General features: G+C 65.7%; 20 protein-coding genes and 1 pseudogene. 12 read left to right on the forward strand and 9 right to left on the reverse strand.

What is annotated here, in order from left to right; all coding sequences use genetic code 11:
* Positions 1-101: 101 nt before the first annotated feature.
* From QA645_RS03330 to QA645_RS03345, 4 genes are all read right to left on the reverse strand, one after another.
* Positions 102-1,616: a murein L,D-transpeptidase family protein gene (locus tag QA645_RS03330; RefSeq protein WP_283048179.1), complete on the reverse strand. Its 1,515-nt coding sequence runs from the start codon at positions 1,614-1,616 to the stop codon at positions 102-104.
* A 331-nt stretch (positions 1,617-1,947) separates the two neighbouring features.
* Positions 1,948-2,910, reverse strand: coding sequence for an acetyl-CoA carboxylase carboxyltransferase subunit alpha (locus QA645_RS03335; RefSeq protein ID WP_283048181.1), 963 nt, complete (start codon positions 2,908-2,910; stop codon positions 1,948-1,950).
* A gap of 189 nt (positions 2,911-3,099) precedes the next feature.
* Positions 3,100-4,077: a site-specific tyrosine recombinase XerD gene (gene xerD, locus QA645_RS03340; protein ID WP_283048183.1), complete on the reverse strand. Its 978-nt coding sequence runs from the start codon at positions 4,075-4,077 to the stop codon at positions 3,100-3,102.
* A gap of 17 nt (positions 4,078-4,094) precedes the next feature.
* Positions 4,095-4,241 (reverse strand): histidine kinase, encoded by a 147-nt coding sequence (locus QA645_RS03345; RefSeq protein WP_283048185.1) that lies wholly within the window; start codon positions 4,239-4,241, stop codon positions 4,095-4,097.
* Positions 4,242-4,411: 170 nt separating this feature from the next.
* Here QA645_RS03345 and QA645_RS03350 point away from each other — a divergent pair, with 170 nt between their 5' ends.
* The 3 genes from QA645_RS03350 to QA645_RS03360 are packed head-to-tail and all read left to right on the forward strand — an operon-like array spanning position 4,412 to position 7,515.
* Positions 4,412-5,023: a shikimate kinase gene (locus QA645_RS03350; protein ID WP_283053650.1), complete on the forward strand. Its 612-nt coding sequence runs from the start codon at positions 4,412-4,414 to the stop codon at positions 5,021-5,023.
* Positions 5,020-6,168 carry a 3-dehydroquinate synthase gene (aroB, locus tag QA645_RS03355; protein ID WP_283048187.1) on the forward strand — a complete coding sequence of 383 codons (1,149 nt, stop codon included), beginning with the start codon at positions 5,020-5,022 and terminating at the stop codon, positions 6,166-6,168. Before QA645_RS03350 ends, aroB begins: the two co-directional genes overlap by 4 nt.
* Before the next feature lie 42 nt (positions 6,169-6,210).
* The gene (locus tag QA645_RS03360; RefSeq protein WP_283048189.1) at positions 6,211-7,515 is read left to right on the forward strand and encodes an HlyC/CorC family transporter; all 1,305 of its coding nucleotides are present in this window, start codon (positions 6,211-6,213) and stop codon (positions 7,513-7,515) included.
* A 39-nt stretch (positions 7,516-7,554) separates the two neighbouring features.
* Here the strand turns inward: QA645_RS03360 and QA645_RS03365 are convergent, their stop codons facing one another.
* Positions 7,555-7,824 carry a BolA family protein gene (locus QA645_RS03365; protein ID WP_234684900.1) on the reverse strand — a complete coding sequence of 90 codons (270 nt, stop codon included), beginning with the start codon at positions 7,822-7,824 and terminating at the stop codon, positions 7,555-7,557.
* 105 nt (positions 7,825-7,929) lie between these two features.
* Between QA645_RS03365 and QA645_RS03370 the strand changes: the two genes are divergently transcribed.
* Positions 7,930-8,568: a DnaJ domain-containing protein gene (locus tag QA645_RS03370; RefSeq protein WP_254127852.1), complete on the forward strand. Its 639-nt coding sequence runs from the start codon at positions 7,930-7,932 to the stop codon at positions 8,566-8,568.
* 243 nt (positions 8,569-8,811) lie between these two features.
* Here the strand turns inward: QA645_RS03370 and QA645_RS03375 are convergent, their stop codons facing one another.
* Complete coding sequence (locus tag QA645_RS03375; protein WP_283048192.1) at positions 8,812-9,906, reverse strand: citrate synthase/methylcitrate synthase; 1,095 nt, start codon at positions 9,904-9,906, stop codon at positions 8,812-8,814.
* Positions 9,907-9,986: 80 nt separating this feature from the next.
* Between QA645_RS03375 and QA645_RS03380 the strand changes: the two genes are divergently transcribed.
* Entirely contained in the window at positions 9,987-11,201 is a 1,215-nt protein-coding gene (locus tag QA645_RS03380; protein WP_283048194.1) for a citrate synthase family protein, read from the forward strand.
* A 221-nt stretch (positions 11,202-11,422) separates the two neighbouring features.
* Here the strand turns inward: QA645_RS03380 and QA645_RS03385 are convergent, their stop codons facing one another.
* A complete protein-coding gene (locus QA645_RS03385; protein ID WP_283048196.1) occupies positions 11,423-12,082 on the reverse strand; it encodes a DedA family protein in 660 nt (219 codons plus the stop codon).
* A 297-nt stretch (positions 12,083-12,379) separates the two neighbouring features.
* On the opposite strand from QA645_RS03385, the gene cobS reads away from it, so the two are divergent.
* The 6 genes and pseudogenes from cobS (at position 12,380) to QA645_RS03415 (ending at position 19,257) form a co-directional block, all read left to right on the forward strand.
* Positions 12,380-13,378: a cobaltochelatase subunit CobS gene (cobS, locus tag QA645_RS03390; RefSeq protein WP_254127856.1), complete on the forward strand. Its 999-nt coding sequence runs from the start codon at positions 12,380-12,382 to the stop codon at positions 13,376-13,378.
* A 143-nt stretch (positions 13,379-13,521) separates the two neighbouring features.
* Positions 13,522-15,426: a cobaltochelatase subunit CobT gene (cobT, locus tag QA645_RS03395; RefSeq protein ID WP_254191419.1), complete on the forward strand. Its 1,905-nt coding sequence runs from the start codon at positions 13,522-13,524 to the stop codon at positions 15,424-15,426.
* Positions 15,423-16,492: pseudogene (locus tag QA645_RS03400) on the forward strand (esterase-like activity of phytase family protein). The gene cobT and the pseudogene QA645_RS03400 overlap by 4 nt, the downstream one beginning before the upstream one ends.
* Positions 16,493-16,595: 103 nt before the next feature.
* On the forward strand, positions 16,596-17,291 hold the full coding sequence (locus tag QA645_RS03405; RefSeq protein WP_283048199.1) for a hypothetical protein: 696 nt from the start codon (positions 16,596-16,598) through the stop codon (positions 17,289-17,291).
* A 314-nt stretch (positions 17,292-17,605) separates the two neighbouring features.
* Positions 17,606-18,718, forward strand: a complete 1,113-nt coding sequence (locus tag QA645_RS03410; RefSeq protein ID WP_283048201.1) for an NADH:flavin oxidoreductase/NADH oxidase — start codon at positions 17,606-17,608, stop codon at positions 18,716-18,718.
* Between the two features lie 131 nt (positions 18,719-18,849).
* On the forward strand, positions 18,850-19,257 hold the full coding sequence (locus QA645_RS03415; protein ID WP_254191423.1) for a hypothetical protein: 408 nt from the start codon (positions 18,850-18,852) through the stop codon (positions 19,255-19,257).
* Positions 19,258-19,284: 27 nt separating this feature from the next.
* Here QA645_RS03415 and QA645_RS03420 read toward each other — a convergent pair whose 3' ends face one another.
* Positions 19,285-20,472 (reverse strand): IS481 family transposase, encoded by a 1,188-nt coding sequence (locus tag QA645_RS03420; protein ID WP_283048203.1) that lies wholly within the window; start codon positions 20,470-20,472, stop codon positions 19,285-19,287.
* 243 nt (positions 20,473-20,715) lie between these two features.
* A complete protein-coding gene (locus tag QA645_RS03425; RefSeq protein WP_283048205.1) occupies positions 20,716-21,576 on the reverse strand; it encodes a LysR substrate-binding domain-containing protein in 861 nt (286 codons plus the stop codon).
* 95 nt (positions 21,577-21,671) lie between these two features.
* Between QA645_RS03425 and QA645_RS03430 the strand changes: the two genes are divergently transcribed.
* Positions 21,672-22,580: a DMT family transporter gene (locus QA645_RS03430; RefSeq protein ID WP_283048207.1), complete on the forward strand. Its 909-nt coding sequence runs from the start codon at positions 21,672-21,674 to the stop codon at positions 22,578-22,580.
* Positions 22,581-22,583 lie beyond the last annotated feature (3 nt).

Genomic DNA, 22,583 nt, shown 5'->3' on the forward strand with positions numbered 1-22,583 from the left:
GGCCGTCGCCCTTCGAGGGCCGCCGAAGAGGCGGCCACCTCAGGGTGACGGTGAGAGATTGTCGATTGGGTGAGGCCGGAACGAGACCGTCCAAAGCCCGCTTACTTCACCGCGCCGAACCGGCTGTCGAACGAGTTCGACGACACCACCGGCGCTGCGCCCGCCATCTGCGCGCCGTCACCCGTGCTGCCGTTCACCGACGGTTTTTGCGCCGGCCGCGTTGCGGCGACGACTTTTGTCTCGGCGGGCTTCGCGGGCTCGGCAGGCTTCGCGGCAACAGCCGGTGCGTCCTTCGACTTGTCGTGACCGGGCACGAACCTCGTCACGGCGGCCTTCAGCTTGGACGCCGTGCTCGTCGCTGCGGGCGCCGGGGCCACCGATGCGGTTGCTTGCGGCGCGGATGCGGTCGCCGTCGTGTCGGCGGCGCCGAGGCCCATCTTGCGGCCGAGATTGGAGAAGAAGCCGCCGGATTTCTCGGCCGAGGCGACGCGGGTGTTGGTCGCGGGTGCGCTGACGGCGACGACCGGCTCTTCCTGCGGCGCGGCTGCGGCCGGCTCGAGATTCGGCTTCGGCGGGTTGACGGTGCCGGGGATCGTGCCCGGCGCCTTCGACATCGCCAGCATCTGCAGCGTATTGCCTTCGGCGCCTTCCGACAGGCCGGTCGAGCCTTCCGGAATCTTCGCGGCAAAGACCTTGTTCATGCCGCCGTCGATGCCGGTGTTCATGCGCGCCACCGGCGTGCCCTTGGCGACGAGCTTGTTGTACTCGGCCTCGTCGCGCTGCTCCTTCTCGCGCACGGCGCCGGCGATGTCCTCGGGGACGATATAGGCCGGGCACTTGGCGGAGGCGTCGAACACGGGATCGCGCTTGGCGTCGGGTGCGCGTGCCGCGTCGAACACGTACTTCTTCTCGCAGAAGTCGACCCTCGGCTCCTGCCGCGTCACCTCGAAATGATCATAGCCTTCCTTGATCATCTTCCAGAAGGCCATGTTCGGATTGTTGCGGTGCTTGGCCATGTTCACCGGCGTCATCCGGAACGGATACGCCTGGAACTGGAACGCCTTCTGGCCGCCGAAGAAGGACTCACGGCCGAGCGAATAGATCTCCGCGATCTGCTCGTCCGTCATTGCGTAGCAGCCGCGCGACGAGCAATCGCCGTGCACCATCAGCTGCGAGCCGGTGCGGCCGAGCGCCTTGTCGAACGCGTTGGGGAAGCCGGTGTTGAACGAGAGATAATAGGCCGATTGCGGATTCATCTGGCTCGGGTTGATCGAGTAGAATCCTTCCGGCGCCTGGCGATCGCCTTCGCGCACCTTCGGTCCGAGATCGCCGGACCAGCGGCAGATCGGATAGGTCTTGAGCAGCGCGAACTGGCCGGAGCGGGTCTGCTTCCAGATCTCGAGTTCGGCCTCCGACTTGAACAGGCGGATCAGGATCGGCGATTGCAGATCCATGTCCTTTTCGCCCATCGCGGCGACGAGCTTTGGCGAGACCGGCTGGTTGGCCTTGGCGTTGGTCGCGAGCGAGACCTGGTCGGTGTCGCAGCCGGCCAGCACAATGCTGGCGGCAAGCGCGACCGAAGCCAAAAGCGCACGAGCAAGCGAACGAGAATTCAAGATGGACCCCACAACGTGCCGGGCAAGCAGCGCGAACCCCGATTTTGGAGCATGGCCTGACCGGATGTCCGGACTTTGTTCAGACCAAGCCCCAGCGCTTATGCCCTGAAGCCATTGATTAAAATTCTAACCTCCGCACCTCAGGGTCGCAACCCGACCGGGGATCACGAGCCCGTTGGCGAGGCGGTATGGTCAACAGAGACTTAAACTGGGCCGTAACTTGGGACTCAATTGGGCTTGGCAGCCAAGCTGCCACAGAGATCGCCGATTTGGGCAAAAAAAGGGTTAATACCGGGTTACCGGGGCCCTACGGCACCGGAATCCGTCCGAATCAGCCCAATTTCCGGCCGATATCGAGGAATTTCTGCCGGCGCTGCTTGCGAATGGCGTCGCCGTCCAGGCCGCGCATCTCGTCAAAAGCCTTGGCGATGGCATCGCCGGTGGTGGCGATCATGGCGGCGGGGTCGCGATGGGCGCCGCCGACCGGCTCCTTCAAAATGCTATCGATCACCCCGAAGCGCAGCATGTCCTGGGCGGTGATCTTCATGTTGTTGGCGGCTTCCTGCGCCTTGCTGCCGTCGCGCCAGAGGATGGAGGAGGCGGCTTCCGGCGAGATCACGCTGTAGATCGCGTGCTCCAGCATCAGCACCTTGTTGGCGGTGGTGATGGCGATAGCGCCACCCGACATGCCCTCGCCGGTGATGATGGCGACGTTCGGCACGGTCAGCGCCATGCAGGCATCGGTCGAGCGCGCGATCGCCTCGGCCTGGCCGCGCTCCTCGGCGCCGATGCCGGGATAGGCGCCGGCGGAATCGGCGAGCGACAGCACCGGCAGGCCGAACCGCTCGGCCATCTCCATGAGCCGCACGCATTTGCGGTAACCTTCGGGGCGCGCCATGCCAAAGTTGTGCTTGATGCGGCTCTCGGTGGAATCGCCCTTTTCCTGGCCCATCACGCAGATGGCTTCGCCGCGGAAACGGCCGAAGCCCGCCACCAGCGCCTCGTCCTCGCCGAACTTGCGGTCGCCGGCGAGCGGGGTGAATTCGGTGATCAGGCCCTTGATGAAGTCGTTGAAATGCGGCCGCTGCGGATGCCGCGCCACCAGCGTCTTCTGCCACGGCGTCAGGTTCTGATAGAGGTCGGCCAGCGCCTGCGCCGCCTTGTCCTCGATCCGGCCGATTTCCTCGGCGATGTCGGTGCCGGAGGCAGCCAACGTCCTGAGCTCATCGACCTTGGAGTCGAGCTCGGCAACGGGCTTTTCGAAGTCGAGATAGCTGCGCATCTGGTCTGGCATCAACTCAATATAGGAGGACGGGGCGAAGAGGCGAAGCGAGGTTGGCTTCTCGTAAAGAAGTGTAGCTTCTTCAAAGGCTTGACCTGTGCACTCCCGGGAGCGCTCCAAATCACGAACAAGGCCACGGCTCTTTCTGCGGAGATGTGGCCGAAGTCAAGGCGGTTTCGGCTACCGCCGCACGGTGGGCCTCTACTTCTCCGCCAGCGGGTGCAGGTCGCGCACGAGGCTCTTCAGCCGCTCCTCGACCACATGGGTATAGATCTGGGTGGTCGAGATGTCGGTGTGGCCGAGCAGGGTTTGCACGATCCGCAGGTCGGCGCCGTTGTGCAGAAGGTGGCTGGCGAACGCATGGCGCAGCACGTGCGGGGAGACCAGCCGGGCCTGCAGCCCCGAGGCCACCGCGAGCTCCTTGAGGTCGCGGGCAAAATGCTGCCGCGTCAGATGTCCGCTCTCGCCGAAGGAGGGAAACAGCCATTTCGCGGTGACGACGCTGCCCTTCTCGCCCTTTTTGTTTTCCTTGGCAGCTTCCGTTGCCGACAGATAATCCGCCATCGCCTGCCGTGAGGCTTCGTTGAGCGGTACCAGCCGTTCCTTGTCGCCCTTGCCGCGTACCACGATCATGCGGGCGTCGCGCTTGGCGGCCGTGCGCGGCAGCGACACCAGCTCGGAGACGCGCAGGCCCGTGGCGTAGAGCACCTCGAGCAGGCAGTAGAGCCGCAATGCGCGCAGCCGCTGCAACGGCGAGGCGTCCGCCGCCTCGCTCATCTCCTTGGCGCGGCGGAGCATGCGGTCGACATCTGATATCGACAGCACCTTTGGCAGGCCGCGGCCGCGCTTGGGCCCGGACAGGATCGCCGCGGGATCCTCGGTTCGGATGCGCTCGTTGAGGAGAAACCGATAGAGATGCCGCATCGCCGACAGCCGTCGCGCGACGCTGGAGGATTTGAAGCCGCGCGCATCGAGATCGCCAAGATAATCGCGCAGGACCTGCGTCTGTGCGTCCACGAAGCCGTGGCCGGTGCGGCCGAGGAATTCGGAGAAATCGGTGAGGTCGCGGCGATAGGCATCGAGCGTATTGGGGCCGGCGCCCTGTTCCGCCGCGAGCATGTCGAGGAACAGGCCGGTGAGCTTGGCGTCGGAGGGCTTGCTGGCGGAGGATTTGCGCATGCCCCTGAGGCTAGCTGCTATTTCTTGAGAAATTTATCCGGCGGGATCGTCACCGTCATTTCCCGCGACTTCGGATTGACGAAGTTGGCCAGCGTGAACACCACGCCATAGACGATGCCGGCGATCACGGCGACGACCGTCAGGAAGCGGAACAGGCTGGGCATCGGAAAAGGTCTCGACGAGGTCTCAGGTTTGCAAATTAACCAATGAAATCATCCAACATGTTCGCCGTTTCGTGGCAAGAGTCCTCTGGCGAGGGCCCCGAGGGGGTCGTATAGGTGGCCGGGATGCCGCCTTTGGCGGCACTTTGAGCGAGATCCAATCGAGCGAGATGATGTCCGACGCCGCGCTGCCAGCACAAGCGAGCCCCGAGACCGACATCCTGTCGGTGCTGGGCGCGCGTTCCATCGTGCTGGTCGGCATGATGGGGGTCGGCAAATCGACCATCGGCCGCCGCATGGCCGCGCGGCTCAAGCTGCCCTTCGTCGACGCCGACACCGAGATCGAGGCGGCGGCCGGCATGACCATACCGGAGATTTTCGAGCGCCATGGCGAGCCGCATTTCCGCGACGGCGAGGCGCGGGTGATCGCGCGCCTGCTCGACGGCGGCCCTGTGGTGCTGGCGACCGGCGGCGGCGCCTTCATGCGCGAGGAGACGCGGAGCCGCATCGCAGCGAAGGCGATCTCGATCTGGCTCAGGGCCGACCACGACGTCATTATGCGCCGTGTCCGCCGCCGCGCCGACCGTCCTCTGCTGCAGACCCCCGATCCCGAAGGAACCGTGACGCGCCTGCTCACCGAGCGCGAGCCGTTCTATGGCAAGGCCGACCTCACCATCGCCTCGCGCGATGTGCCGCACGACAGGATCGTCGATGAGACGATCGAGACGCTGCATGGGTATCTCTGCGGCCAACCACCAGCCGACCTCGCGAGTGCCGTTCGATGACTGCGCCCCTCAAGCATTCCGATCCCGTCAATGTCGACGTCGCCCTCGGCGATCGCGCCTACGACATCGTCATCGGTCGTGGCGTGCTGTCCTCGCTCGGCGAGCGGATCGCCGCTCGGCGTCCCGGCGTGCGCACGGCTGTTGTCACCGACCGTACCGTTGCCAAATACTGGCTCGAGCCGACCGAAGCCTCGCTCGCCGCCGCCGGCATTCCGACCTCGCGAATCGTCGTCGAGGAAGGCGAGATCTCCAAGACCTATGCCGGCCTGGAAAAGGTCAGCGAGGCCCTGATCGCGGCAAAAATCGAGCGCAACGATCTCGTCATCGCGCTCGGTGGCGGCGTTGTCGGCGATCTCGCCGGCTTTGCCGCCGCGATCCTGCGACGCGGCGTCGATTTCGTGCAGGTGCCGACCTCGCTGCTGGCGCAGGTCGATTCCTCCGTCGGCGGCAAGACCGGCATCAACTCGCCGCAGGGCAAGAATCTGCTCGGCGCCTTCCACCAGCCGGTGCTGGTGATTGCCGACACCGCCGTGCTCGACACGCTGTCGCCACGGCAATTCCGTGCCGGCTATGCCGAGGTCGCCAAATACGGCGTGCTCGGCGACGAGGCCTTCTTCACCTGGTTGGAGAAGAACCATTCGGACATCTTCAAGGGCGGCTCCGCCCGTGAGCACGCGATCGCGACCTCGTGCCGCGCCAAGGCCGGCGTCGTCTCGCGCGACGAGCGCGAGACCGGCGAGCGCGCGCTGCTCAATCTCGGCCACACCTTTGGTCACGCGCTGGAAGCCGCGACCGGTTTCTCCGATCGCCTGTTCCACGGCGAGGGCGTTTCGATCGGCATGACCCTGGCGGCGCAATTCTCGGCGAAGCTCGGCATGATCGGCGAGGCTGATGCAGCGCGCGTCGAGCGGCATCTCATCGAAGCCGGCCTGCCGACGCGCCTGCAGGACATTGCGGGTTTCGCACAGGAAGGCCTGGCGGACGCCGACGCGCTGATGGCGCTGATGGCCCAGGACAAGAAGGTCAAGCGCGGCAAGCTCACCTTCATCCTGCTGGAGGCCGTGGGACGTGCCGTCATCGCCAAGGATGTCGAGCCGACGCCGGTGCGCGACTTCCTCAAGGACAAGCTCGCGCTCAAGGCGTGAGACGCGGCTCAACGGCACTTAGACAAGAAACCAGAGTGGTTCATGGACTGGCTCGGCTTCACCATCGTCATTATCTGCCTGCTCGTGTCCGGCTTCTTCGCCGCGAGCGAGACCGCGCTGACCGGCGCCTCGCGCGCCAGCATGCTGCGGCTCTCCAAGCAGGGTAATCACGACGCCGACGTGGTCTCGCAACTGCTCGACATGCGCGAGCGCCTGATCGGCGCGCTGCTGCTCGGCAACAACATCGCCAATATCAGCGCTTCGGCACTGGCGACCTCCATCTTCACCGCCTGGTTCGGCGATGTCGGCGTGCTCTATGCCACCGGCGTGATGACGGCGCTGGTCGTGATCTTCGCGGAGGTTCTGCCGAAAACCATCGCCATCAACGCGCCGGACCGGATGGCGCTCGCGGTCGCGCGCCCGATGCGGCTGACCATGTACGTGCTGGGGCCGCTGCTGCGGGTGGTCGAGGTCATCGTGCGCGTGTTGATGCGCCTGTTCGGCCTCGCCGGCGAGCACCAGGCGATCCTGTCGCCGACCGAGCGCCTGCGCGGCGCCGTCGACCTCTTGCACCATGAGGGCAAGGTCGAGAAGCAGGACCGCGACATGCTCGGTGGCCTGCTCGATTTGCGCGAGCTCCAGGTCTCCGACGTCATGATCCATCGCACCGAGATGATGATGATCAACGCCGATCTGCCGCCGGAAGATCTGGTGCGCGAGGTGCTGGCGACCGAATACACCCGCATCCCGCTGTGGCGCGAGAAGCCGGAAAACATCATCGGCGTGCTCCACGCCAAGGATCTCCTGCGCGCGATCCGCGCCTCCGACGGCGACACCTCGCGCATCGACGTCTCCACCATCGCGCTGCCGCCCTGGTTCGTGCCGGAGATGCGGCCCGTGTCCGAGCAGTTGAAGGCATTCCGGCGTCGGAAAACCCATTTCGCGCTCGTCGTCGACGAGTATGGCGAAGTTGAAGGCCTTGTGACGCTGGAAGACATTCTGGAAGAGATCGTCGGCGACATCTCCGACGAGCACGACGTCGTGGTCGCCGGCGTGCGGGCGCAGCCGGATGGCTCCGTCGTGGTCGACGGCTCGGTGCCGATCCGTGACCTCAACCGCGCCATGGACTGGCGTCTGCCCGATGGAGAGGCAACCACGGTTGCCGGCCTCGTCATTCACGAGGCGCGCTCGATCCCCGACCGCGGCCAGAGCTTCACGTTCCACGGCTTCCGCTTCCGCGTCCTCCGCCGTGAACGCAACCGCATCACCGCACTCCGTATTTCACCGGTCCCGCGTGAGGCGGAGGTGGAAGAGGCGAGGCCAAAGCGGGCCGGGACGTCGTTCTGATTTCTTTCTTACCCTCCCCTGGAGGGGGAGGGTAAGAGATCAGCCTTCCCCCGGGGCCTGCGCATGGATCGCCAGCGCATGCACGCTGCCGGAAAGTTCCGCGGCCAGCGCCGCATTTATCATGCGGTGACGGTCGACCCGGCTCTTCCCTTTGAAGGCCTGAGACACGATATAAACGCGGAAGTGCGTCTCGCCGCTCGGCCGATGGCCGGCGTGGCCTTCATGCAAATGTGACTCGTCGACGACCTGCAGGCTTTCCGGCGTGAAAGCTTCCTGCAACTTGTTGCTGATAGTGTCTTTCATAACCATGGGTGCCATTAAATCCTGCGATCACGCTCCGTCAATTGCCGGGGTAGCCAGCTAATTGCAATGTCAAGACTTGAAGGTTTTTGCATTGCGTAGTCAAAGTCAGCCATGCCAATCGATTCATCAAAGTTCTTCGACTCCATCCGCGTGAAGCCGCGGGGCAAGCAGCCCGAGGTGAAGCCGCGCGACACAGTGGTCGCCTGTGAATGGACCGGGTGTCAGAACAAGGGCGCGCACCGCGCGCCGAAGGGCCGTGATAACCAGCGCGAGTACTGGCACTTCTGCCTGGACCACGTCCGCGAGTACAATCAGAACTACAATTTCTTCTCCGGCATGAATGCCGACGCGGTCGCGCGCTATCAGAAGGATGCGCTGACGGGCCATCGTCCGACCTGGAAGATGGGCGCCAATGGCGGCGTCAAGAAGGGCGCGGAAGCCGAGATCGACGGTGCCTTCGATCCGTTCAGCATGTTCCAGGAGCTCAACGGTCGTACCGGCTGGCGCAAGGGTCCAGAGACCGCCCAGCCCAAGGCCGAGACGCGCAAGGTGATGAACGCCGAGCGCAAGGCGCTCCAGGTCATGGGCCTCGGCCCGGATTCCACGCTCGCCGACGTCAAGACCAAGTACAAGGCCCTGGTGAAGCAGCACCACCCCGACGCCAATGGCGGCGACCGCTCCACCGAGGATCGCCTGATCGAGATCATCAAGGCGTACAATTATCTGAAGACCGTGGTGCGGGAGGCCTGAGGCCTCCGCGCCTGCCGTATAGGCACTACGGCGCCCAACCCTCGGTGTCGTCCCGGACAAGCGAAGCGCAGATCCGGGACCCATAACCCCAGGGAGAGGTTTGGCGAAGACTCGCAGTGAAGTCTTCGTCGGTACTGACGCCGTCATTTCATCGATAGATCACGCGGTATGGGTCCCTGCCTTCGCAGGGACGACGGCGGAGTGTTTGGCTCCGCCATCGCATTTCATTCGCATGCCGCCGCCTCACCCCTCCGGCATCGCCCCCACATACGACGAACTCGGCCGGATCAACCGTCCCGTCCGCTGCTGCTCGCGCGCGTGCGCGGTCCACCCGGCGCTACGTGCCACCGCGAAGATCGGCGTGAACGCCTGCCGCGGGATCGCCAGCGCGTCGAGCAGGATCGCGGTGAAGAACTCGACATTGGTCTCCAGCGGCCGCTCCGGATTCTTCTTGCGCAGCGCTGCGCGGATATAGGCCTCGACCTCGCCGGCAAACGGCAGGTCGGTGCCGTTGGTCGCGAGCGCCTCGACCGCGGTCTTGAGCACGTCGGCGCGCGGATCGCGCACGCGATAGACGCGGTGACCAAAGCCCATCATCCGCTCGCCGCGCGCCAGCGCCGCATCGACCCAGGGCTGGATGCGTTCGCGCGAGCCGATCGCATCGAGCATTTCCAGCACCGGCTCCGGCGCGCCGCCATGCAGCGGACCCGTCAGTGCGCAATAGCCGGCGGTGACGGCCGCGAACAGATCGGCCTGCGTCGAGGCCACCACGCGCGCGGCGAAGGTCGAGGCGTTCATGCCGTGGTCGCTGGCGGTGACGAGATAGGCATCCAGCGCCGTGACCTCGCGCGATGCGGGCGCGCGCCCATGCAGCATGCGCAGCGTATCGGCGGCATGGCTCACGTTCGGATCGGGCGCGATCGGATCGAGCCCTTTCGCGCGCCGGACCAGCGCGCCCGCGATCACCGGAAACGCGCCGACGATGGTTGCTTCGTGCTCCAGCCCGGGCTCGGCGCGCAGGCCCGCGACCGCCGCACGAAACCCGTCGATGATGCCCATGCCCTGGGTCGCCGGCAGCAGTTCGGTGAGCCGTGCGAAAGCGCGCTCGCGCGCCGCACCCAGGCTCGCCCGGACATTGGCTTCGGTCAGGGTGGTCTTGCTGGCGCCGTTCCAGAGCCGGGCGGTGACGCCCTCAAAGCTCGATTTGGCGGCGAGGGTACCGACATGCTCGCCGGCGATGATCAACTCGCCGCGTTCGCCGTCGACATGGCTCAGCACGGTTTCGGCCGCGGGAACGCCGTCCAGCCCGATCTGGCTTTTGGTGAGGTGGATGTTCATGGCCCAATCTCCTTTTGCACTGCACCAGGAGAAAATCGGATCTCTCGACAGATTGATCAATCTTGATTACATCAATCAATATGAAAAATTCTGAAGGTCTCTATCTCTCTGCCCGGGAAGCCGCGGCCGAGCTCGCGATCTCGCCGGCCACGCTCTACGCCTATGTCAGCCGTGGCCTGATCCGCTCCGAGCCGACCCCGGATTCGCGCAAGAACCGCTATCGTGCCGAGGACGTCCGTGCCCTGAAGGAGCGTCGGGTGCCGTCGCCGGAGCCGCGCGGCCTGCGCAGCTTCGATGCCGACCTGCCGGTCATGGACACGGAGATCTCGACCATCACCGAGGAGGGCGCGATCTACCGCGGCGTCAACTGCATCGTTCTCGCCGAGAACGACACGCTGGAGCACACCGCAACGCTGCTCTGGGACGTCTCCGACGTCGATCCCTTCGCGCCGGATAATCAGCCGAAGATTTCCGACGAGATGCGTGCAATTGCGGACGCCGCGCGCCGCGCAGCCCCGATCGATCGCGCCATCGCGGTGCTCGCGCTCGCGGCCAGCGCCGATTCGCGCGCTTTCACCCGCGCGCCCGATGGCCGCGCGATGGTCGGCGCGCGCATCGTCCGGCTGCTCGTTGCCACGATGCTGAATTCCGAACCGTCATCGGAGCCGCTGCATCAGCAGATCGCGCGAATCTGGGCGGGCGACAACAAGCACGCGCCCGACCTCATCCGCCGCGCGCTGGTGCTGCTCGCCGATCACGAACTGAACGCCTCGACCTTCACCGCGCGCTGCGCGGCGTCCACCGGGCTCAATCTCTACGATGCCGTCATCGCCGGCCTCGCCGCGCTGAAAGGCCCGAAACACGGCGGCGCCGGCGTGCTGGCCTCGCAGCTGGTCAAGACGCTGGTCGATCGCGACGTCGAGCCGATGGTGCGCGAGCGCGTCGCGCTCGGCGAGCGTTTTCCGGGCTTCGGCCACGGCGTCTACAAGCGCGGCGATCCCCGCGCGCAATCGCTGCTGAACGCGCTGGCCCGTGCCGGCGCGCCGCGCAAATTCACCAAAGAGGTGCCTGAGCGGATCGCGGAGGCGACCGGAGAGTTCGTCAATATCGACTACGTCCTCGCCGTGCTCGTCCACGCGCTGCGCTTACCCGCGGGCAGCGAGCTCGCCCTGTTCGCGATGGCCCGCAGCGTCGGCTGGATCGCGCATGCGAGCGAGCAATTGCAGTTCGGCAAGCTGATCCGGCCGCGGGCAAGGTATGTGGGACCGGCGCCGGGGCGGAGGGCAGGGGGATAGGCCAGGCTGTCACCCTCCCCTGGAGGGGTCCGAGACGAGCGTAGCTCGCTCGTGGGTCGATCGCGCGCAGCGCGAGCGGGGTGGGGTGATCTCTCAACACGGGCAGATTTCGATGACGAGGGACCGTCACCCCACCCCGCTACACATTGCGCTTCGCTTCATGTGTAGCGACCCACGAGCGAGCTACGCTCGTCTCGGACCCCTCCAGGGGAGGGTAAGCACTACGCCCGCGGCTTGGCCGTTGCGACGACGCCGTTCTGCCGCCGGCGATAGATCCAGATTGTTATGCCCGCCACGATCGCGACTGCCACCACAGTCAAAATCCAGAGATGCTTGAACGGATGCCCCTCGTGCGGCACCCCGAAATATTGGTGGAAGGCCGACACCGCCAGCACGCCCGGCAGCACATGGGCCGGGGCCCAGACCAGGATCGCCGGAATGTTGACCGCATAGAACTTCGCGGGCGCCATGCCGAGCGCGCCGGCCGTTACGGGCACGAAGGCGCGGATCGGCGGCACGAAGCGCGCGAAGAACACGGCCCAGGTGCCGAAGCGGTGGAAGAAGGTCTCGCTCTCCTCGACCACGCGCGGATAGTTCGTCAGCGGCCAGGTGTTGAGGATTTCGCGCTGCCGCCGATGGCCGATCCAGTAGGCCGAGCCGTCGCCGATCACGGCGCCCACGGCGGCCGCGAGCAAGACCCATTGCAGTTTCAGGTCGCCGCCGGGAACCAGGGCGCTCAGCGCCAGGATGATGGTCGAGCCCGGAATCACCGACCCCACCACCGGGACCGCCTCGAGAAGCGCCGCCAGGAATAGGGTCAGGTAAGCCAGCCACGCATGGACTGAGACGAACGATATCAGGGGGTCAAGGAACGACGTCACGAGGTCTCTGTAGCGGGCTGGGGCATTCGGGTTCAGACCCTTACATAAGTAGGGTGGGGCGATGAAAGTGCCATTTGCCTGGGCAGGGCGCCTATCCGGCGCGAAATTTGGGCGGGATTTGCAGGGCAGCCTTCCAAAAATCGCGTTCCTTGCCTATCTAAATGAAAAGACAACGGAACTTTGATTGGTGCATGGGCTTCTGCCGGCACGTTGTCTCTGATACGTTCGCAGACGCACCCAGCCGCAGCCAACGTGCAAATAACTGGTCTCGGGACCGCCCGGGGCCTCGGAGGATTGATGACGACCGCCGCCCTGTCCAAAGTTGAGGAAGTTTCCGGTTTGCCCGACATGAAGGTGTCGGTGCGCCAGGTGTTCGGGATCGACAGCGATCTCGAAGTGCCGGCCTATTCCGAAGTCGATCCTCACGTGCCCGAAGTCGATTCCGACTACCGTTTCGACCGCGCCACCACGCTTGCCATTCTCGCCGGCTTCGCCCGCAACCGCCGCGTGATGGTGACCGGCTATCACGGTACCGGTAAATCCACCCATATCGAGCAGGTCGCCGCCCGCCTGAACTGGCCCTGCGTGCGCGTCAACCTCGACAGCCACATCAGCCGTATCGATCTCGTCGGCAAGGACTCGATCGTGGTCCGCGACGGCAAGCAGGTCACCGAATTCCGTGACGGCATCTTGCCGTGGGCACTGCAGAACAACGTCGCGCTGGTGTTCGACGAATACGACGCCGGCCGTCCGGACGTGATGTTCGTGATTCAGCGCGTGCTGGAAGTCTCCGGCCGCCTGACGCTGCTCGACCAGAACAAGGTGATCAAGCCGCATCCGTCGTTCCGCCTGTTTGCGACAGCCAACACGGTCGGCCTCGGCGACACCTCGGGCCTCTATCACGGCACTCAGCAGATCAACCAGGGCCAGATGGACCGTTGGTCGATCGTCACCACGCTCAACTACCTCAGCCACGACGAGGAAGTGGAGATCGTGCTGGCGAAGGCCAAGCACTATCGCACCCAGGAAGGCCGCGACATCGTCAACAAGATGGTCCGCCTCGCCGATCTCACCCGTAACGCCTTCGCCAATGGCGATCTGTCGACGGTGATGAGCCCGCGTACGGTGATCACCTGGGCCGAGAACGCCGACATTTTCGGCGATATCGGCTTTGCGTTCCGCGTCACCTTCCTCAACAAGTGCGACGAGCTCGAACGTCCGCTGGTCGCCGAGTTCTACCAGCGCTGCTTCAATGCGGAGCTGCCGGAATCGGCAGTCAACGTGGCGCTGTCCTGATCTCTCTCGTGGCATGGGTCCGGCGAAGGCCGGGACCCATGCCGCGAGGTCTCTCGATGACGCGACGCTGATCATTTTCCCTGACGCACCAACCGTCGGTGGCTATGGGTCCCCGCCTTCGTGGGGACGACGGTGAGATCGAGATGAGCACGCCCTCCAACTCCAAATTCCGCAACACCAAGGAAGCGCCGACCGAGCCGTTCAAGCGCTCGGTGGCCTCGTGTCTCAAGGCGATCGCCAAGGCGCCCGAGCTCGACGTGAGCTTCGCGGCCGAGCGCCCGGGCCTCGCGCCCGGCAAGGCGCGGCTGCCCGAGCCGGCGCGAAAAATGACCAAGCGCGATGCCGCGATCGTACGGGGCCACGCCGACTCCATCGCGCTCAAGATCGCCTGTCACGACGCCAAGCTGCATCGCAAGCTGATGCCCGGCAATCCGCAGGCGCGCGGCGTGTTCGAGGCGGTCGAGCAGGCCCGTGTCGAGGCGATCGGCGCGCGCCGCATGGCCGGCGTTGCCAAGAATCTCACCGCGATGCTCGACGATCATTTTCACCGCGGCAAGTTCGACGAGATCACCGACCGCGCCGATGCGCCGCTGGCCGATGCGCTGGCAATGCTGGTGCGCGAGCGCCTGACCGGCATGGCGCCGCCGACGGCCGCCAAGAAGATGGTCGATCTCTGGCGTCCGATTCTCGAAGACAAGATCGGCAAGCGGCTCGATCGGCTCGATAACCTCGTCGAGGACCAGACCAGGTTCGGCGACGCCGTGCATGATCTGCTGACCGCGCTCGAGCTCGGCGACGAGCGCAGCGCCGACAGCGAAGACAATGACGACAACGACGAGAACCAGGACGGCGACAACGATCAGTCCGGCGCCGAGGGCTCGCCCGATTCCGATGCCGCGCAGGAGATGAGCGCCGACCAGGCGCAGGCGTCGTCGGAAGAGATGAGCGACAGCGCGATGGAAAGCGCGCAGGCCTCGACCTCGGATACGCTCGACGACGGCGAACTCGGCGACGACGAGACGCCGGGCGAGGCGACGCGTCCGAACGCGCACGGCAAGAACGAGCCGCGCGGGCCGGAATATCACGCCTTCGCGCCCAAGTTCGACGAGGTCATCGCGGCCGAAGATCTCTGCGACCATGACGAGCTGGAGCGCCTGCGCGCCTATCTCGACAAGCAGCTCGCGCATCTGCAGGGCATCGTCGCCCGTCTCGCCAACCGCCTGCAGAGGCGCTTGATGGCGCAGCAGAACCGCGCCTGGGAGTTCGATCTCGAAGAGGGCATCCTCGATCCCGCGCGCCTGTCGCGCGTCGTGACCGATCCCCATCATCCGCTGTCCTTCATGCACGAGAAGGAGGCGACGTTCCGCGACACCGTGGTGACGCTGCTGCTCGACAATTCCGGCTCGATGCGCGGACGTCCGATCACGGTGGCTGCGACCTGCGCCGACATTCTCGCGCGCACACTGGAGCGTTGCGGCGTCAAGGTCGAGATCCTCGGCTTCACCACGCGCGCCTGGAAGGGCGGGCAATCGCGCGAGGCGTGGCTTGCCGCCGGCAAGCCGGCCAATCCCGGTCGCCTCAACGATCTCCGCCACATCATCTACAAGTCCGCCGACGCCCCGTGGCGCCGTGCGCGGAAAAACCTTGGCCTGATGATGCGCGAAGGGCTGCTGAAGGAGAACATCGACGGCGAGGCACTGGATTGGGCGCACAAGCGCCTGCTCGGCCGGCCCGAGCAGCGCAAGATCCTGATGATGATCTCCGACGGTGCGCCGGTCGACGATTCCACGCTGTCGGTCAATCCCGGCAACTATCTCGAGCGGCACCTGCGCCACATCATCGAGGAGATCGAGACCCGCTCGCCGGTCGAGCTGATCGCGATCGGCATCGGCCATGACGTGACGCGCTACTATCGCCGCGCGGTGACGATCGTGGACGCCGAAGAGCTCGGCGGCGCCATCACCGAAAAACTCGCCGAACTCTTCAGCGAGACCAACACCGCGCCCACGCAACCGGCCAATCGCCCGCGACGCAAACTGCATTCGTGAGCAACAAGCAATCCCGCCGCCTCTTTCTCGGCCACGCGGCGGCGGGATTTTCAACTCTCGCTCTTTCCCGGCTCGCACAAGCGCAGGCCGCGCCTAAGCCGGCGCAGCCCGAGCATGCCGTCACCGAGCCTGCCGGCATCGAGGTCAATGCGCGGCCGATCCCGAATTTCGAGCCGCGCGACCGCGTGCGCACGCGGTTCGGTCAGCTCGTCTATCGCAGCGGGCTGGTTTTGACCTCGCCGCATCGCGGCTTTGGCGGCTTGTCCGGCTTCCGCTTCCTCGATGACAAGGGCGCGCGGTTCTTGCGCTGTCGGATCAAGGCACCTGGTTCACCGGCAGCATCCGCTATTCCGGCAGCAGGATGATCGGGCTCGACGACGTCGAGGCCGCGCCGATGCTCAACACCGAGGGGCGGCCGATCACGGAAAAGCGGCTCTGGTACGACACCGAGTCGCTCGCGCGCGACGGCAACCTCGTCTATGTCGGCCTCGAACGCGTCAACCAGATCATGCGCTTCGACTTCGCCAAGGGCGGCACCCGCGCCCGCGGCGAGGTGGTGCCGACACCGCCGGGGTTACGCAAGCTGCCCTACAACAAGGGGCTCGAGGCGCTGGTGTTCGTGCCGAAGGACATGAAGGGCCAGCCGCTCGCGGGCACGCTGATCGCGATGTCGGAAGGCGGCTTCGATGCTGACGGCAATCTGATCGGCTTTTTGATCGGCGGTCCGTCGCCGGGCCAGTTCAGCATCAGGCGCACCGACAAGCAGTTCATCAGCGACGCCGTGCTGCTGCCGTCAGGCCAGTTGCTGATTCTCGAGCGCAAATTCTCCTGGTTCACCGGCATCAACATCCGCATCCGCTCGCTACCGCTGAAGACCATCGCGCCGGGTGCCCTGGTCGACGGTCCCGTGCTGTTCGAAGCCGATCTCGGCCACGAGATCGACAACATGGAAGGCATCGACGCCCATGTCACGGCCGAGGGAGAGACCGTGCTGACGATGGTGTCGGACGACAATTTCTCGTTGCTCCAGCGCACGCTGCTGTTGCAGTTCACACTGGCGGAGTGAACGCGAGCCGGAGCGCAGTAAGGCACGAACCGCCGTTCGCAATCGCGCCGCGGCGGAGCGCCGGCGAGCTTGAACGCCGCACGCAGTCCTGCGACAAATTCACATGCCCCACCGCCGCGCCGTCCTCGCCCTTCTCCTCACCCTCGCCGCATCGCCCGCCTTCGCCACGGCCGAGCACAAATACGGCAAGGGCGAATACGCCATCATCCTCGGCGGCAAGGCGCCGAACGGGAAGCTGTCGGTTGCGGCGCATGGCGAGGGCGATGCCGGCTCGGAGAATTTCCGCCTCTCGCTGATGGCGGAGCCTGCGCATCGCAAGCTGATGACGCTCGACAACGTCACCGACGACAATATCCTCGACTCTGCGCCGGACGCCTTCCACGCGGCGTGGTCGGCGGATTCGCGGACCGTCGTGGTGTCATTCCGCAGCGAGCGCCACATCGTCACGCTGAACGTCTACGCTATCGACGGCGCACGCGCGAAACTGCTCGACGGCCCGGACTTATTTCGCGACGCCACCGGCATCAGCGCCGATAATGCCAAGGATCTCGACATGCGCAGCTCCGTGCCGGCGCTGACCTGGCTCGCGCCGCGCCGCTTCCACCTCACCGACTACCGCGTGTTCGTCACTGAGGACACTGCGCTCGCCGATAAGCTCGGCCCGCTCGGCAAGGCGACCAAGCGCGACGGCGGTGGCAATACGATCCAGTTCTCGGCGGAGGCCGATGGCGAGCTCTTGCCCGACGGCAAGATCCGCATGGGCAAGCCGCAGCCGGGGAAGTTCGAGGAATTGCCGTAAGGGTCGCTGTCGCCACATTCTCCGCCGCCGTCCCGGCGAAGGCCGGGACCCATACCGCGTGATCTGTCGATCACGAGCGGTAGAAGTACCGAACTGCGAATCTTCGCCAAACCTCTCCCTGGGGTTATGGGTCCCAGCCTTCGCCGGGACGACAGCGGAATTTTACGCGCTACCTCACGCCAAACCCGCTGCGTAATGCATGGCCCCGCCATCCGCCATGTCCCCCGCGCACCTCGCAATCCGCGCATCCCCCACTACACTTCATGCAATTGCTTTTATCCGCCCCGATCGCCCTCCATCCCCGGATCCCCCGCATGAGCGCCCTGTTTTCCCCGATCAAGCTGCGCGGCCTGACCTTGAAGAACCGTCTGGTGGTGTCGCCGATGTGCCAGTATTCGGCCGAAGACGGCGTTCCCACCGATTGGCATTTCACCCACATCAACAATCTCGCGCTGTCGGGCGCGGCGATGTTCTGCATCGAGGCCACCCATGTCGAGGCGATCGGCCGCATCACGCCGGGCTGCCTCGGGCTCTACAGCGACGCCTCCGAGGCCGCGCTGAAGCAGATCCTCGCCTCGGTGCGGAAACATTCGAGCACGGCGATCGCGATGCAGCTCGCGCATGCGGGCCGCAAAGCGTCGAGCGCGCGGCCCTGGGACGGCGGCCAGCTCATTCCGCTCAGCGAGGGCGGCTGGCAGACGGTGGCGCCGTCGGCGCTGCCGCACAAGGAGGGCGAGGCCGCGCCCGTGGCGCTCGATGCCGCTGGCCTGAAGCGTATCCGCGAGGCCTTCGTCGACAGCGCGAAGCGCGCGGAGCGGATCGGCATCGACGCGATCGAGCTGCACGGCGCGCACGGCTATCTCATGCACCAGTTCCTGTCGCCGATCTCGAACAAGCGCACCGACGAATATGGCGGCTCGCTCGAGAACCGCATGCGCTTCCCGCTCGAGATCTACGACGCTGTCCGCGCGGTATTCCCGCACGACAAGCCGGTCGGCATGCGGGTGTCGTCGACCGATTGGGTCGAGGGCGGCTGGGATCTGGCGCAGACCATCGAATTTGCCAGGGCGCTGAAGGCGCGCGGCGTCGACTGGATCGATGCATCCTCCGGCGGCGTTTCGCCGCAGCAGAAGATCACGCTCGGCCCCGGCTATCAGGTGCAGTTCGCGGATGCCATCAAGCGCGAGACGGGATTGCCGACCATCGCGGTCGGCCTGATCACGGAAGGCAAGCACGCGGAAGACATCGTGGCGTCCGGCAAGGCCGACATGGTCGCGCTCGCCCGCGGCATGCTCTACGACCCCCGCTGGGGTTGGCACGCCGCAGCCGAGATCGGCGGCGAGGTCGAGGCCCCGCCGCAATACTGGCGCTCGCAGCCCTCGACGCAGAAGGCGCTGTTCGGCAAGACCACGTTCGGAGCGCGGTAAGGGGCCGCATGTGTGGCGCGAAGGCCGCGCCACATCACCCCCCACCTCACGCATCCGTAACTCTCCTCACCTTCCGCCCGTCGCAAATCTGGCCTAACCTCCGTCCGTTCGGGGCATCACGGAGGCCGGCCATGCGGTTTCGTGTTCGCAAGACTGCGCACTTTCTCGAGCGCGTGGGCCTCGCGATGGCCGGCGCGGCGTGCGGGCTGTTCGTCGGCGCCTATGTCGGATCGGCGATCGCCTCGCTCACCACGCAGGGCTTTCTGCTGCTGATGATGCTGCTCGGCGCCGTCGGTTTCTATCTCGGCATCGACACGCCGCAGCTGCCCTTCGACGAGGCGCACAGCCACATCGACGCCGCGGAATTCCTGAGCTCCGCCGGCACCCTTTGCGCCACGCTCGCAGCGCTCGCGTCGGTCGCCGTCATCGTGCTGCGCCTGGAGGCGGAGGGCGCGTTGAGCTGGCTGGTGCTGCTCGGCTGGATCGCCGGCGTCGCGATGCAGATCGTCGCGGGCGCGAAAGCGCGGATGCGGGCGTAGCTTTCTTACCCTCCCCCTCCAGGGTGTTCAGACCGGGGAGAAGGTGGACAGGTGTTCGGAGACATCGTGGACACTTTCGAGCCGTCCGTCGAGAGGTCGGATGTCGGCGGTTGCAATCGTCTGGGTTCTGAAGAGGACGTCGAAGACGCCATCCTCCATGGTTGGCCGGAATGCGATGTCTTTGCCGCGGAAGGCCTTCGGGACTTTGAGATTGCGACCGCGGAAGCTGACGTGACCGCTCTGCTGAACCCGGCGCACAGCGTCGTTTGGTGCGTATTCGAAGGGCGCGATCGTCTCGACATAATCGCGCGGGCTCGGTTGATAGCGGCTGGCCGGCACTGCGAGCTGGAGCGCTTCGTGCGGCCGTTGCGTGTTGTAGACGGTACGCCATCGCTCGAAAGCCCGCTGAGCGGCAGCGATGTCGGCGAAGGCAGGAGCCGACAACACTTCGGCCTTGAGGCTGCGGTGGAAGCGCTCGTCCTTGCCCATGGTCTGCGGATGATAGGGCCGGGAATGGCTGATCTTGACGCCATGCTCGATCAACCAGACGCCAAGCGGGGTAAACGGGCTGCCCGGACCGTCGCCCCAGGGCGAACCGTTGTCGGTGATCATCCTCTCGGGCAGGCCATAGCGGCGGAAGGCCGCGATGAGGTGCTGCCTGACCGTCTCGGTCTGCTGGTCGGCGCACGCCGCCAGTGTCACCGAAAAGCGCGAATGATCGTCGAGCACGGTCAATGGATGAAGCCGGCCGGTGTGCATGGCCACGTGGCCCTTGAAGTCCATCTGCCACAACTCGTTCGACCGCGACCGCTCGAAGCGAGTGAAGGTGGGCGAGCCGCCACCAAACTTGCCCAGTTCCACCCCATGACGCTTCAGGATTGCCGTCACCGTCGAGGGCGACGGAACGGCTTCCTGCCCCAGATCCTTCAGCCGCCTGGCGATCTTCCGCCCGCCCCAGGCCGGATGCTCGGCTCGAAGCGCAAGCACGGCCTCCTCGATCGCCGCAGCACTGCGTGCCGGCGACGTCTGTGGCCGCCGCGACTGCTTTTGAAGCCCGCTCATCCCGGCCGCTCGCCAACGCTCCAGCCACTTGTAGCCGGTCGTCGGGCTGATGCCGAACCGACGGCACAACTGCCGAACATTGGCTCCCTCGTCCGAGGCCAGCACGACAAACTCCGATCTCGCGTCCATCCGGGACACCTCGTGGAACGGCATCCGACAGCCTCCTTACTGAGCTGTCGAAAGTGTCCACGATGTCTCCGAACACCTGTCCACCTTCTCCCCGGTCTGAACAGCGGGGGAGGGTGGGGGAGAGGGGTGGCCCAGGAAGAGGTCCATCTGTGAGTCGTCGCGTGCGAACCGAGAGAGTCCCTGTGTGGTACCCCTCTCCCTAGCCCTCCCCCGCAAGGGGGGAGGGAACGCACCGGTGTTGTGGCGGCCGATTTCGCCTGCAACGCCTCACGCCGCCTTCGCCTGCACGTCCTCGCAAAACTCCGCCAATCGATCCGCCAGCCGCAACGTCGCGGAGCTGGCGTTCGGCGCGGCCATCAGCGCCACCTCGGTCCTGTTGATCGGCGCAAAGCCGTCTTTCGCGGTCAGCACGCGATGGTCCGGCAGGATCGACATCTCCGACAGGATGCTCAGCCCCATGCCGGCGGCGACCGCGGCCTGGATGCCGGCGAGGCTCGACGACATATAGGACATGTGCCAGGCGCGGCCGGCGGTTTCGAGCGCATGGATGGCGCCGGCGCGGTAGAGGCAGCCGAGCGGAAAGCCGATCAGCGGCACCGACGGCACGTTGATATCGACCGGATGGCTCTTGCTGGTGACCCAGTGCACCTCCTCCGGCCAGATCGCGATGGCTTCCTTGCCGCCGGCCTCACGCTTGTAGAGCGCGAGATCGAGTTCGCCGCGTTCGAGATCGCGGGCGAGGTTCTTGCTCTGGTCGGCGCGCACGTCGAGCCGCAGGTTCGGATGCGAGCGCGAGAACGCGCCGAGCAGCTTTGCCAGCCGATACGCCGCAAAATCCTCGGGGATGCCGAGCCGGACCGCGCCCCCGTCGGGCTCGCGCAGCACGTCACGCGCCTCTTCGGCCAGCGACAGCAGCCGCCGGGCATATGACAGCAGCCGCTCGCCGGCCTCGGTCGGGCGCACATCCTTGCCGTCACGGTGCAGCAGCACCTGGCCGACATCCTCCTCCAGCCGCTTGATCTGCTGGCTGACGGTCGACTGCGTGCGATGGACGCGTTCGCTGGCGCGGGTGAAGCCGCCGGCCTCGACCACCGAAACGAAGCTGCGCAGGAGCTCCAGATCGAGCATAGGCGCCTCCATTCGAAAATCCACTGATGACGAGTTAATCATTTAATTTCCAAATAGCAAGCGGCGTCCCTAGATCGAGGGCTCAGGAGAATGCCATGTCCCTCGCCCCTTCGATTTCGGTCCCCCGCAGCCGTTTCAACACGTTGCCGCTCGCCATCGGCGTGTTCTGCCTGCTCTGGAGCTACGCCTTCGTCGCCGGCAAGATCGGCGTCACCCATTGCCCGCCGCTGATCCTGCTGGCCGCGCGCTTCTCGCTCGCCGGCATCTTGATCCTCGGCGCCACCGCCATCCGCGGCGACTGGTCGTTGTCGTGGCGCGATGCCCTGATTTTTGCCGTGCTCGGCATCGCCAACAACGCGCTCTATCTCGGGCTCGGCTACACCGGCCTGCAATCGGTCTCCGCCGGCCTCGGCGGCCTGATCGTCTCGGCCAACCCGGTGTTCACGGCCGCGCTCGCGGCGCTTCTGCTCGGCGAGGGCATGACCTGGCGCAAGGCGAGCGGCCTCTCGCTCGGAATCATCGGCGTCACCCTGATCGTCTGGCATCGCCTCTCGGTCGGCATGGACTCTCTGCACGGCATCCTGTTCACGCTGGCCTCGCTCGCCTCCATCGTCGCCGGCACCATCCTGTTCAAGCTGTTCGCGCCGAAGGGGTCCTTGTGGATCGGCAACGGCGTGCAGAATCTCGCCGCCGGCATCGTGCTGACGCCGGTCGCGCTCACCTTCGCCGACGTTCATGCGATCGATGTCACCCCAAGCCTGATCGGCGCCTTCGCCTTCCTCGTGCTCGGCGGCTCGATCCTGGCTTACTGGCTCTGGTTTCATCTCCTGAAAGTGTGTGGCGCCACGGCTGCCAGTGCCTATCATTTCCTGATGCCGCCGCTCGGCATGCTGTTCGCCTTCCTCGTGCTCGGCGAGCATGTCGAGATGCGCGACCTGCTGGGGATCATTCCGGTGGCGCTCGGCATTTACCTGGTGACGCGCCCCGCAAAGGCGATCGTGTAAGAG

Origin of the sequence: Bradyrhizobium sp. CIAT3101, from assembly GCF_029714945.1 — a bacterium.
In the GTDB taxonomy this organism is placed as follows: domain Bacteria; phylum Pseudomonadota; class Alphaproteobacteria; order Rhizobiales; family Xanthobacteraceae; genus Bradyrhizobium.